Raw genomic sequence first — 11,924 nt, 5'->3', positions numbered from 1 at the left:
GATGACAAGTTAAGATGAAAAAAATAATTGCGGTACTCTTAATTGCGATTATAAGTATTTTAGTAATTTCGGGTAAAACGTCAGAAAATAGGACAAATGTTGATAGCTGGTCAAAAAAGTTAATACGCTTTCATGTGATTGCCAACAGCGATTCTCCTGAAGACCAGGAGTTAAAGCTCAAGGTTAGAGATGCTATTCTCGTTGAGCTAGCTCCTAAGCTTGAAGGTTTAAAGACAAAAGAGGAATCGGAAAGGGTGATAAAGGAAAACCTGGTAAATATAGAAAAAGTGGCTGAAAAAATAATAAAAGAAGAGGGGAAAGATTATAAAGTCAGAGTGGACTACGGGGTTTTTTCTTTTCCAACTAGATATTATGGTGCTTTGACAGTCCCAGCAGGGAAGTATACCGCCCTTAAAGTTGTGATAGGAGAAGGTGAAGGTAAAAATTGGTGGTGTGTGGTTTTCCCGCCCCTTTGCATTGTAGATGCCAAGCACGGCTTTACTGACGAGAAGACGGCAGAAGAGATAATGAAATACCTTGTGAGCGAAGACAAAGAAAAATTTGATAGGAGCAAAGTGAAGTTTAAAATAGCGGAATTGATTGAAAAATATTACTCAAAATTAAAAATGGCTCTGGCGCCTTAAAGGCCTTGAAAAGGGCCTTTTATTTTTTAAGTGAATAATAGTTTTATTACTACAAAAAATATTTACAGACGCAAGAAAGGAGGCAAGAGAAAATTGAGCTTTAGAGTGCGCTTTAAGGTTATAATAGCCATTTTGGTCGTTTTTACGACAGCCGTCTTTGAGTATACAGCTATAAGCATGACCAAAACTGCTATGTCCAATTTGTACTGGGGAAACACAGGAAGTGATGTTGCTAAAGTGCAGGCAAGGCTTAAAGCCTGGGGATATTACGACGGCCCGGTGGACGGTTTTTTTGGCGTTAAGACATGGCTTGCTGTTAGAAAATTTCAGGCCTATAACGGCCTTGCAGTGACAGGCATTGTTGATGACGATACAAAAGTGGCATTGGGGTTTACGACTACTGCACAGGATTTGGCAGCCTATAGAGCTACTTCTTCTGCAGGCATAAGTGATGATGTCTATCTTCTGGCAATGCTCATAAATGGTGAAGCGAGAGGAGAACCCTACATAGGAAAGGTCGCTGTTGGGGCTGTTGTAATGAATAGGGTAAGAGACCCGAGATTTCCCAAAACTATTCCAGGAGTAATTTTTCAGCCTGGGGCTTTTTCTGCTGTAGAAGACGGGCAGATGTGGCTTCCTCCTACTGAGGAAAGCATAAAAGCAGCAATAGATGCCGTATCCGGCTGGGACCCGACAGGAGGAGCTCTCTATTACTACAATGCAGCGAGAGTGACGAATTACTGGATATTTACAAGACCCATATTGACTCAGATAGGACGTCACATATTTGCAAGGTGAGGTGGAGATTATGTTAAAACGATGGTTCACAGCTTTTGTGCTGATTTTGGTTTTAGCTTTGGGAGCCTGGGGCTACAGGCAATATTTAGAAAAAATTTCTTACCACCGGTATCTTCAGGCTCAGTATGACCGATCCTTCTATCAGCTCATTTCAAATGTGGAAAATATAGAAACTTCAATGGGGAAGCTGATGGTGGCCTCTTCTGATAAGACTACTATTTCTATTCTGGACGAAATATGGAGGGAGGCTTTTTCAGGTCAGGAACATTTGAGCCAGTTGCCTATTGGCCAGCCTGAAATAGACAACACATCAAAATTTCTAGTGCAGGTGGGGGATTACGCCTACAGCCTCACAAAAAAAATAGCATCAGGAGGAAAACTTTCAGATAAGGACCTAAAGACTATAACTACTTTGCACAACTATGCGGTTTTTTTGGGCAAGAATCTTCACGACCTCAGCAAGAAGGTACAGGGAGGGTATGAGCTGGGGAATCTGAGAAAACAGGGCACAAAGAAAATGGCCCAGATTGACAGCAAGATTTTAAATGTCAGGATGAACAGCGTAAATCAAACCATGACAAATTTCCCTACATTGATATACGATGGACCCTTTTCAGAAAGCCTTATGAAACTTACTCCTAAAGGGCTTACTGGTCCCGAGATTTCTTATGACAGGGCTTTGCAGATAGCGAGAGAATTTTACGGAAAGAACATAGAGTCTGAAAGTAAGTACAGCCCCAGCAATGGCAAGATAAAGACTTACGGAGTGGAACTGAAACCTTCTGGAAAGCCACCTGTTTACATAAATGTCAGCAGAAAAGGCGGCCATGTCGTATGGATGATGGATGAGAGAAGCCCTTCAAAAGTAAATATTTCAGCTTCTCAGGCTTTAAAACATGCAAAGAAATTTTTGGAAACCCATGGATTTAAAGACATGGAAAGCACCTATTCCATGAAAGCGCCAGGCTCCATTCAGTTTAACTTTGTACCTGTTGAAAATGAAGTCTATCTTTATCCAGATATTGTAAAAGTTAAAGTGGCTTTGGACAACGGAGACATAATAGGATTTGATGCCACAGCCTATTACATGAACCACGTAAAGAGAAAATTAGAAAAGCCAAAGCTCACATTAGAACAGGCAAGAGAAAAGGTCAATAAAAATCTAAAGATAGAGAGCACAAAATTGGCTTTAATTCCACTGGAGGGCGGGAGAGAAGTTTTAGCCTATGAATTTAAAGGAACTTACAGAGGAGATACTTTTTACGTATATATAAATGCTATAAATGGGAACGAGGAAAAGATATTGAAGGTGATAAAAACAGAACATGGGGATTTGACCATGTAGTTAATAACATAAAGGAGGTTTTGATGAGCAAAATAAGTGTGAGGGGTTAAAAAGGAGGGGATAAAAATGGGTAGACGCAGAGGGTTGATGTCAGACCAGCTCAAGTACGAGCTGGCGAAGGAACTCGGCGTTTACGACACAGTCATGAGGGAAGGTTGGGGAAGCGTAACCTCAAGGGACTGCGGTAACTTAGTGAAACTTGCAATTCAGAGAGCAGAGAAGATGCTAGTTGAAAACTACAACAACGGAAAAGTCACCCTCTAAACCCTCGGCCGGGAATGTTTCCCGGCTTTTTATGTAGAAATTTTTTTAAAAAGAAATTAATGTGGTATTATAATTGGCGCACAAATGCTATAATATATATTAGCAATTTTAGTACAGGAGTGAAAAAAGTGTACATCAATATAGACGGGATAAATATTTTCTACAAGAAAGAAGGGCAGGGCAAAAAAGTTTTATTTCTGCACGGATGGGGAGGAAATTCGAATAGCTTTTTACCCGTATTTAATGCTTTGTCAAAGGAATTCGAAGTGTACGCCGTAGATTTTCCGGGCTTTGGAAGGTCTGACTTTCCTGATGGAGATTGGGACGTCACAAGGTATATGGAAATTACATATAAGTTTTTAGAAAGATTAGGGCTTGAAAAGGTCAGTATAATAGCCCATTCATTTGGCGGACGTGTTGCTATAATGCTGGCAGCTCTCCACCCAGAGGTGGTAGATAAACTTGTCTTGGTAAATAGTGCAGGTTTAATTCCCAAAAGGGGATGGAAGTATTACTACAGAGTGTACAGGTTTAAGCTTATAAAAAGCCTGCTTTTGCTTTTGGGCAAAAAGGATGCGGTGGAAAAATTATACGAAAGATATGGTTCAAAGGACTACAAAGAGGCAGGCCGCTTAAGAGGTACTTTTGTTAAAGTGATAAATCAGGACTTAAGGGGATATTTAAAAAAGATAAAGGCACCTACACTTCTCATATGGGGCGATAAGGACAGGGAAACTCCCATTGAATTTGCAAAGATTATGGAAAAAGAAATTCCCGATGCTGGATTGGTGGTTTTTGAAAATGCAGGACACTTTTCTTATTTGGAGAGGCTAAATGATTTTATCATAATCGTAAGCTATTTCTTGAGGTGATAAGAGTGGCAAATTTGATTGGGATAGCTCTTGTAGTTTTATCTTTTATCTTGGTTGTGTTTTTCTACGGAAAGAAGGAGCTTCATATGGCACAGCTGGAAGGCTACAAGATAAAAAATTTTTTCAAGTGGCATTTTAGAAATTATGACAGGTGGGTAAAAGAGTCATTGCTTGCACTTTTGAGTGCGGGTATCGCCTTTATTATGAATATTTTTAGACTTCCTTCAGAAATTATCATTTTAGTACCTATAGCGCTGTTTTTTTATATAACTTACAAAGAAGTTACGACTAAAAAAAAGGCGAAAAAACCCTTGGTCTTTACTGCCAGAGCGACAAGGCTTTTTTTGACTTTCTGGCTTCTTATAGCTTTATCCTTTTACTTTTTGAAGAAGAATTTTCAAGCTCCAGAAGTTTTTTCTGCTGAGGTGCTAATTCTGACGGCTTTGTTGCCAGTTTATATGGCTTTGAGCTTAGTAATTACCTTCCCCTTAGAAAAATTTATTCAGTTTTTATATTATAAATCAGCTCAGCGCAAGATAAGGAATAGAAAAGATTTAATTACAATAGGTATAACTGGGAGCTACGGCAAAACAAGCACAAAGCATTTTATAACAGCTGTTCTTTCAGAAAAATTTTCTGTTTTAATGACTCCGGAAAGTTATAATACGCCTATGGGGGTCACAAAGGTCATCAGAAATGAGCTAAAAGATACCCATCAGATTTTTGTTTGTGAAATGGGGGCGAGACAGAGGGGAGATATAAAAGTTCTAGTAAAGCTTGCGAATCCCAAGATAGGAGTGATTACATCAATAGGGCCTCAGCATTTGGAGACTTTTGGAACGATAGAGAATGTTGCTAAAACTAAGTTTGAACTGGTAGAAGGTTTGCCAGAAGATGGGATTGCTGTACTAAATGGGGATAATTATTACTGCAGGACTTTTGGAGAAAAATTTGCTGTGCGAAAATTATTCTATGGCACAGAAAGTCCAATTGAAAGGAAATATTTTCTGTGGGCTGAGAATATCATTAATACTAGACAAGGCCTCAAGTTTGACGCGGTGACTGAAGATGGGATGAGAATAAAATGTGAGGTACCACTGCTTGGAAGGCACAATGTGAGTAACTTATTGGCTGCGATTTCTGTGGCACTGGCATTAGGACTAAACGAGGAAGAGATAAAAAGAGGCCTTTCCAGAATTGAACCTGTTCCCCACAGGCTTCAGCTTATATCCACTCCTCATGGCGTAACTGTTATTGACGACGCCTTTAACTCAAACCCTGAGGGGGCAAAAGAGGCCCTTGCCTGTCTTAAGGAGATGGATGCAAAGAGGAGGATAATCGTAACTCCAGGAATGGTGGAACTGGGGGAGAAAGAGTATGAAGAGAATAAAAATCTTGGGAAAAACATTGCAGAGGTCTGTGACTATGCAATTTTAGTCGGGAAAAAGAGAAGTAGACCTATTTTTGAAGGGTTGAAGGAAGCCAGTTTTCCCGAAGAAAAAGTGTTTGTTGTGGCTAACTTGGATGAGGCTACAAAAGTTTTACAGACGCTACTTCAACCGGGAGATGTGGTGCTTTTTGAAAATGACTTGCCTGATAATTATGAAGGATGAGGAGGATTTTTATGTTGAAAGTGGCTGTGATGTTTGGAGGAAAATCAGTGGAGCACGAGGTTTCTATAATTACAGGGCTCCAGGTCATTGAGAATATGAACAAGGAAAAGTATGAGCCAATACCGGTATACGTGGGAAGAGACGGGAGATGGTATACTGGCAAAGGCCTTTTGGACATTTCTAATTACAAAGACATACCTTCCCTTTTAAAGAAATGCGAACAGGTTGTGCTGCCTCCTGTGCCAGGGCTTAACAAATTGTATTACTACCCTTTCAGGAAGAAATTCATGTCAAAAGAGTATGATTACATAGACGTAGATGTCATTTTTCCTGCTTTTCACGGAACTCACGGCGAAGATGGCACTATGCAAGGATTATTTCAACTAGCAAATATACCCTATGTGGGGAGCGGAGTAGTAGGCTCAGCGACAGGAATGGATAAGGTGATAATGAAGGATATTTTCAAAGCGAATAATCTTCCCATAGTTAATTACCTGTGGTTTTTGAGAAAAGAATACGAAAAGAACAAAGAAGCTATGCTAGATTTGATTGAGAGCAAGCTAAAATATCCGATGTTTGTCAAGCCGGCTAATTTGGGTTCCAGTATAGGCATAAGCAAGGCCAAAAATAGGGATGAGCTTTTTGACGCTATAGAAATTGCCATTTATTACGACAGAAAGATAATAGTGGAGGAAGCTGTTAAAGATCCCATGGAAGTGAACTGCTCTGTTATGGGCATTGACAGGGATTTGGAGATATCTTTATGCGAAATGCCTGTACCCTGGGAAGAGTTTTTGAGTTACCAGGACAAATACATGAGAAAAGAAAAAGGCGGCAAAGGAAGTACTACGAGGCAGATTCCTGCCCCCATTCCTGAAGAAAAGACTAAAGAAATACAGGAACTGGCTAAAAAAGTGTTTCAAATTTTAGATTGCAGTGGATTAGCTAGAATAGACTTTTTGCTAGAAAAAGAGACCATGAAGGTGTATGTAAATGAAATAAATACAATTCCTGGTTCATTTGCCTTCTACTTGTGGAAACCTTTGGGGATTTCTTTTGAGAAATTGATTGATAGGCTTATTGAGTATGCCGTTGAAAGGCATAAAGAGTATGCCAGAAATATGTATACTTTTGAGACTACTTTGTTGCTTAAGGCGGCCGACAGAGGAACAAAAATGTAAAAATACCCCCTTTTTACTGGGGGTAGATAGTGTAAAATTTCAGTAGTAACGAAGCAGGAAAATATTGTATGATGGCATTGATTACGTACCAACCCATCCAATGATTCTTTTAGGGCACCATTTTTCCAGTATTGCAGGTGCAGGTCCCATAGTCGGACCTATTACAGCTGCTTCCATGTTTGGCTGGCTTCCTGCTTATTTATGGATTGTGATTGGTTTTATCTCATTTGGCCGGTATTTGGTTCAGCTAATCAATTAACTGCAGGTCTAGCATTATTAGGCATAACAGCCTTCATAATGAAGGGATTGAAGAAACCGGCTTGGTTTACTGGTTTACCCATGGTGTTTATGATTGTGACGACTTTGGCAGCATTAATACTGCTAGTCAAGGCTAATCTTAGCGGTCCTACACTTCCATTGGGAATTGTTTCTATAATCCTTATTGTGTTGGCTGTGTGGCTGGTTGTGGAAGCTTACGTAGCGTTAATTAAGAAAAAAACAGAGGAGGAGAAGGCATAAAGTAATTATGAATGATATTAAAAAAAGAGGCGCTAAACGGCGCCTCTTGGTCTTTGGTGAATTTTTTAGCAATACTACAGGATGTGTAAACGTAGATCTGAGAGAAATAAAAGACTTTAGTGTCCACCCATCGGCGGATGACCCTGTAAATTTATCATTAGTATTGAAATATCTTTACAAAAACCACCCAGAAATCGAGGTTGAGGTTGTAGATTCGAGGAATTTTTTCTTTTTTCTTTATCTCCTTAAATACAATATAAAAGGTGGTAAAATTGCCTGGATACTGGATGGTAAAAAAATTTTTGAAGGTATACCCACCATTGAACAACTTGAACAAATTTTGCAGGCGCATTAAAGTATTATTTCAGGTGAAGGAATTTCTACAAAAATGCTGACAGATGATAGTGCAAAATTTAAGAGGAGGTATATATATGGTAACAGCATTAGTTGTAATTTTAGTACTTATTCTGTTATTGCCATTTGTGGTAAAACAAGTAGAACACAATCTGGAATATTTTTTATTTACAATGGGAATTATATCTGTAATTGTGTCAAAACAATTTAGTGTAGAATTGTTTTTCCATATTTTCAAAAATCCACTCATTTACTATATAACTTTGGCAGTTTTGATTGCAGGGCTAATTTTTGCATTATTAAAAGAAAAATTGAAAATAGGTGTTGAAAAAGTTGCAGATAAAATATCTTTGAGGCTTTTCGCATTCATTATAATCGTGATACTTGGGCTCATGTCAAGCATTATTACAGCAATAATTGCCTCTTTGGTTTTGGTTGAAGTCGTAAACTACTTGCCTCTTACTAGAAAAAACAAAATAAATTTGATTGTCATTGCTTGTTTCTCCATAGGCCTTGGTGCTGCTTTAACACCTGTAGGGGAGCCACTGGCTACTATTGTTGTATCCAAGTTACATGCCGACTTTTTTTATCTTGCACGATTAATAGGTATAGAGATAATAATTGCAATTTTAGCTCTTGGATTAATAGGAACATTTTTTGCAAAAAGAGAAAGTGGGATAGGTGAGCCTACAGAAGATGTTGAGGCAGATGAGAATATAAGAGAAGTATTCATTAGAGCTTTTAAAGTATTTGTCTTTATTTTTGCATTAGAGCTACTGGGAACAGGTTTTAAGCCTATAATTGATTTATATATTGTTAAAATGAAAAGTGAGATTTTATACTGGGTAAATACAATTTCTGCAATTGTTGATAATGCTACGCTAGCAGCAGCAGAAATTTCTCCATCAATGACGCCGGAACAGATAAGAGCTATTTTAATGGGAATGCTTATTAGTGGAGGGATGTTAATTCCAGGTAATATTCCAAACATCATTTCAGCGGGTAAATTAAAAATAAAAAGTACAGAATGGGCACGAATTGCTGTTCCTCTAGGTGCAATACTTTTGATAGTGTATTATATTGTATTGTTTGTGATCTAAATAAGTCAAGGAGGATAGTGTAAAATTTCAGTAAGTAATGAAGCAGGAAAATGAGGTATAGATGTAGAAAAAAGGACCTCACCGCGAAAAAATCAAAAATCAAAAATCAAATAATTTGTCTGTTTTAAATTTTTTCTCTTCAGATAAATATTGATTTCAAGCACGTCAACAGAATTGAAATAACTACTCACTTTTATAGGAATTTTCTCAATGAGCTGTTGACACTTTCTACAACATTAGTTATACATTTACGAATATTTCTTTGAAGATGCACAAAACAGAGCTGGTGGTCAGCATAAGGATTAAAGCCTTGACTGTTTCAATTATACCTGGGAAATCATCACTTTTGCCTTCCATGTCGATACCGAGGACTATGTAACAGGCAGCTTTTTTAACTTTGAGCCATCTTTAATTTCACAATAGGAGGCATCAATTAGTAATGCAAAGACTGCCTCAGGCAATTCTCTTTGTTTAAAAAGGTCTAATTCACTTTTAAGGTCATTTTTAATTTTATTGAGTTCATCTTCAGAGTAGGGCAGTTGGAGGTTTTTGAGGGTATTCAAGAGAGAAGATTCTGAGTAGCCGTTAATAACTAGGGACATAAGAAGTTCAGTATATGATTCATCAACCCCCAATGGAGGTTACAAATTAGCGAAGAAGCAAATAAAAGAGGCAGTGAAGAAGGTTAAAACGTCTACAAATGAAAAGATAAATAATATTACCGGTTTTAAATATAGGTAAAGTAATACCAATATACAAAATTTTAAAAGCAATAAAATATGAAAGTGTGATATAAAAAAATAATGGATGGAAACCTAAAAAATATCTTACAGTATCTTGACACTATCAAATTCAGAAAAACACTTGATTTATTCATTTATATAAGGTATAATTTATTTTAAATGAATAAAAAACCAAAATAAAGCATAAAAATAACTATCAAATGAAATGAATACTTTAAATTTACTATTAGTAGACGGTTTCATTTGTGGAGCATACTCTTTGGTTTTTTCAATTCAACAGATAAATATCCCCATACTTTAAATGATATTGTATAACTTACAAATTGCAATAATAATGAAGAAAAAGGGGAAGGGTAACGTAATTGTAATTAGTTGATAATAGAAAAAGCAGTTTTAATTATAAGAATTGTAATCGTTTATCCAGAAGTAAGGGTAAATAAACCAAACAGGAGGAGGTCAAAACAGTTGAAATTAGTAGTAAAAAATGACATAATTTTAATTGGGTGGTGATAAATGTTATTAACTATAAAAAAGGTTAAAGAGCTGTATGATATAAGCAGAATTACATTAATAAACTGGGAAAAGGAAGGATTAATAACCCCCCGTTAGAACACCAAAAGGAAGAAGAAGGTACAAAAAAGAAGATATAGAGAAGTTATTAGGCATGCTGGAAGAAAAACCAAAACCTAAAGTAGTTTTGTATGCAAGAGTGTCCACAAAGAAACAAGAAGAATATCTTAAGAATCAAATTAGAAGGCTTGAAGAATACGCTAATTCCCAAGGATGGCAGTATGAAGTCATATCCGAAATAGCAAGTGGAGTAAATAAAATAAAGAACTAGCAGAAGACTTAATAGCAATAGTAACATCTTTCGCAGTAAGAATTTACGGACAAAGGGGCAAAAAGCATGATAGTGATACAGGCTAAACTCATTTTTCTAAATCAAGAAGACAAACAAATAGTATTAGACTTAATGAGAAGATGGTCATCATGTATGAGATTTGCATACCAAAGGCTTCTAGAAGGTTATGATAGAAAAACATTAAAAAGAGACCTTCAGGGGATGTTTGACTTAAACTCAAGATATGTAGATGATGCAATAATGAAAGCAAGAGGTGTATTAGAATCATCTAGACAATTAGACAACAATCCAAAGAAAGTCATTTTTGGAGGAAGAGACTTATTTAAAAAACTTCAAAATCGCCATATAAATGGGAAGGAATATCAAAAATTAAAAACAAAGTGGCAAGAAAAATGAAAAGGAAATCTATATTCAAGAGGGGATAAGAGCAAAAAAGGAAATCTCAACACAAGGATAAAAGTAAAAGAAAATGGCACTTTCTTAAGGATAAACGTGGGAGAAAGAAAATATGTATATGCAAAAATAGAAGCGGGATGGAGAAAGAATAAAGACAGAGAAGAACTCCTTCAGAAAATTGCGGAATCAAATATACCCTACTCTGTAGAATTAAAACTTAAAAATGGCAATATATACGCCTATTTTGCTATAGAAGAAGAATATCCGAAAATAAAAATAACAACTGACAAAGGAGTCATAGGAATAGATGTAAATGCATATCCAGACAACATATCATGGGCAGAAGTAGATGAAAAAGGTAATTTAATAAGCTATGGGAATATACCAATGCCAGAACTATCAAGTGGCAGTAAAGACAAAAGAGAATACTTCAGATGGCAGTATGCTCATGAGATAGTAAAAATAGCAAAAGAGAAAAGAAAGGCAATAGTGATTGAAGAATTAGACATAAAAGAAAAAGGCAAAAGAGGAGACTTTTCAGGGAGGAAATCAAGAAGGATAAGGCACAGCTTTAGCTATAAATCCCTTCTTTCAAAAATAAAAACTCTGGCAAAAAGAGAAGGGATAGAAGTAATAGAAGTAGACCCTTCTTACACATCAATAATAGGGATGTTAAAATATGCACCGCAGTACATGGTAACAAAAGATATATCAGCAGCCTATGTAATAGCAAGAAGAGGGTTGGGCAAAGAAGAAAAAATACCGAATAACTATATAAACTTTCTCAACACATTGACTGTAGAAGAATTAGAAGAATTAAAAAAGCATGTAAAAAATACTGTCAAAAACAAGTATTTGAAGAAAAGGCACTTAAAAGAGATAAACAGAGCAATAAAATTTTTACAAAGCCTTGAGAGTGAGTCAGGAAAGGTGCTAAGACCTCTGGATGGAACAAGTTTTAGTGCCTATGATTTCTGGCGAGTTCTCAAGGTAGCGGTGGTGACTCCACTCTCTCCTGAGAAGGTAAAAAGAGACTTCTCTACCCTGAAAGGATTGATAATTCAGGGTAAGTGGAGAGACCCGTAAGGGGCGCAAGTTCCTGCTTCTTGGGGCAGGGGCTATGGCTTTCCCAAATACCGCCTGCTGGGGCTGGGAAAGTCTGAAGGGCGGACTATAAATACCCCAGCTGTCTAAACTGTAGATTTTTGTACAGTTTGGGTAACCAGGTGAGTA

At 37.1% G+C, this 11,924-nt stretch carries 10 protein-coding genes and 5 pseudogenes; 14 read left to right on the top strand and 1 reads right to left on the bottom strand.

The genetic code is table 11. The features are described 5' to 3' along the window. The first annotated feature begins 14 nt into the window (after positions 1 to 14). The 11 genes and pseudogenes from spoIIR to TTE_RS12155 all read left to right on the top strand — a co-directional run bounded on the left by spoIIR (position 15) and on the right by TTE_RS12155 (position 8,690). Positions 15 to 644, top strand: a complete 630-nt coding sequence (gene spoIIR / locus TTE_RS12200) for a stage II sporulation protein R (RefSeq protein ID WP_011026555.1) — start codon at positions 15 to 17, stop codon at positions 642 to 644. 93 nt (positions 645 to 737) lie between these two features. Beyond that, positions 738 to 1,442 (top strand): spore cortex-lytic enzyme, encoded by a 705-nt coding sequence (gene sleB, locus TTE_RS12195; RefSeq protein ID WP_011026554.1) that lies wholly within the window; start codon positions 738 to 740, stop codon positions 1,440 to 1,442. Positions 1,443 to 1,452: 10 nt separating this feature from the next. Beyond that, the gene (gene ypeB / locus TTE_RS12190) at positions 1,453 to 2,787 is read left to right on the top strand and encodes a germination protein YpeB (protein ID WP_011026553.1); all 1,335 of its coding nucleotides are present in this window, start codon (positions 1,453 to 1,455) and stop codon (positions 2,785 to 2,787) included. A 66-nt stretch (positions 2,788 to 2,853) separates the two neighbouring features. Further along, a complete protein-coding gene (locus TTE_RS12185) occupies positions 2,854 to 3,051 on the top strand; it encodes a small, acid-soluble spore protein, alpha/beta type (protein WP_009610892.1) in 198 nt (65 codons plus the stop codon). Positions 3,052 to 3,179: 128 nt separating this feature from the next. After that, positions 3,180 to 3,923: an alpha/beta fold hydrolase gene (locus tag TTE_RS12180; RefSeq protein WP_041587233.1), complete on the top strand. Its 744-nt coding sequence runs from the start codon at positions 3,180 to 3,182 to the stop codon at positions 3,921 to 3,923. A gap of 5 nt (positions 3,924 to 3,928) precedes the next feature. Further along, on the top strand, positions 3,929 to 5,536 hold the full coding sequence (gene murF, locus TTE_RS12175; RefSeq protein WP_050724084.1) for a UDP-N-acetylmuramoyl-tripeptide--D-alanyl-D-alanine ligase: 1,608 nt from the start codon (positions 3,929 to 3,931) through the stop codon (positions 5,534 to 5,536). 11 nt (positions 5,537 to 5,547) lie between these two features. Next, positions 5,548 to 6,717, top strand: coding sequence for a D-alanine--D-alanine ligase family protein (locus tag TTE_RS12170; protein ID WP_011026551.1), 1,170 nt, complete (start codon positions 5,548 to 5,550; stop codon positions 6,715 to 6,717). Positions 6,718 to 6,784: 67 nt separating this feature from the next. Next, a pseudogene (locus tag TTE_RS13610) lies at positions 6,785 to 6,949 on the top strand (carbon starvation CstA family protein); the annotation flags it as partial. Then, positions 6,919 to 7,236, top strand: coding sequence for a carbon starvation CstA family protein (locus tag TTE_RS12165; protein WP_041587232.1), 318 nt, complete (start codon positions 6,919 to 6,921; stop codon positions 7,234 to 7,236). The pseudogene TTE_RS13610 and the gene TTE_RS12165, both read left to right, overlap by 31 nt. Before the next feature lie 7 nt (positions 7,237 to 7,243). Further along, complete coding sequence (locus tag TTE_RS12160) at positions 7,244 to 7,591, top strand: hypothetical protein (RefSeq protein ID WP_011026548.1); 348 nt, start codon at positions 7,244 to 7,246, stop codon at positions 7,589 to 7,591. 76 nt (positions 7,592 to 7,667) lie between these two features. Beyond that, complete coding sequence (locus TTE_RS12155; protein WP_011026547.1) at positions 7,668 to 8,690, top strand: DUF1646 domain-containing protein; 1,023 nt, start codon at positions 7,668 to 7,670, stop codon at positions 8,688 to 8,690. A 92-nt stretch (positions 8,691 to 8,782) separates the two neighbouring features. On the opposite strand, the pseudogene TTE_RS13605 reads toward TTE_RS12155, so the two are convergent. Then, positions 8,783 to 9,319, bottom strand: a pseudogene (locus TTE_RS13605) (transposase); the annotation flags it as partial. 7 nt (positions 9,320 to 9,326) lie between these two features. On the opposite strand from TTE_RS13605, the pseudogene TTE_RS13845 reads away from it, so the two are divergent. The 3 pseudogenes from TTE_RS13845 to TTE_RS12140 form a co-directional block, all read left to right on the top strand. Further along, positions 9,327 to 9,486, top strand: a pseudogene (locus TTE_RS13845) (ISLre2 family transposase); the annotation flags it as partial. A 460-nt stretch (positions 9,487 to 9,946) separates the two neighbouring features. Continuing rightward, positions 9,947 to 10,360 (top strand): annotated as a pseudogene (locus tag TTE_RS12145) (MerR family DNA-binding transcriptional regulator). After that, a pseudogene (locus TTE_RS12140) lies at positions 10,341 to 11,777 on the top strand (IS200/IS605 family accessory protein TnpB-related protein). Before TTE_RS12145 ends, TTE_RS12140 begins: the two co-directional pseudogenes overlap by 20 nt. The last annotated feature ends 147 nt before the right edge of the window (positions 11,778 to 11,924 follow it).

Origin of the sequence: Caldanaerobacter subterraneus subsp. tengcongensis MB4, assembly GCF_000007085.1 — a bacterium.
Classification (GTDB): domain Bacteria; phylum Bacillota; class Thermoanaerobacteria; order Thermoanaerobacterales; family Thermoanaerobacteraceae; genus Thermoanaerobacter; species Thermoanaerobacter subterraneus.
The sequence above is the reverse complement of the archived record's forward strand: the minus strand, read 5'-3'. Positions and strand labels throughout refer to the sequence as shown.

What these genes read in the sequence shown, in the direction of transcription:
- spoIIR (WP_011026555.1), top strand. Translation starts at nt 15, where the DNA reads ATGAAAAAAATAATTGCGGTACTCTTAATTGCGATTATAAGTATTTTA.
- ypeB (WP_011026553.1), top strand. Translation starts at nt 1,453, where the DNA reads ATGTTAAAACGATGGTTCACAGCTTTTGTGCTGATTTTGGTTTTAGCT.
- TTE_RS12185 (WP_009610892.1), top strand. Translation starts at nt 2,854, where the DNA reads ATGGGTAGACGCAGAGGGTTGATGTCAGACCAGCTCAAGTACGAGCTG.
- TTE_RS12170 (WP_011026551.1), top strand. Translation starts at nt 5,548, where the DNA reads ATGTTGAAAGTGGCTGTGATGTTTGGAGGAAAATCAGTGGAGCACGAG.
- TTE_RS12165 (WP_041587232.1), top strand. Translation starts at nt 6,919, where the DNA reads ATGGATTGTGATTGGTTTTATCTCATTTGGCCGGTATTTGGTTCAGCT.
- TTE_RS12160 (WP_011026548.1), top strand. Translation starts at nt 7,244, where the DNA reads ATGAATGATATTAAAAAAAGAGGCGCTAAACGGCGCCTCTTGGTCTTT.
- TTE_RS12155 (WP_011026547.1), top strand. Translation starts at nt 7,668, where the DNA reads ATGGTAACAGCATTAGTTGTAATTTTAGTACTTATTCTGTTATTGCCA.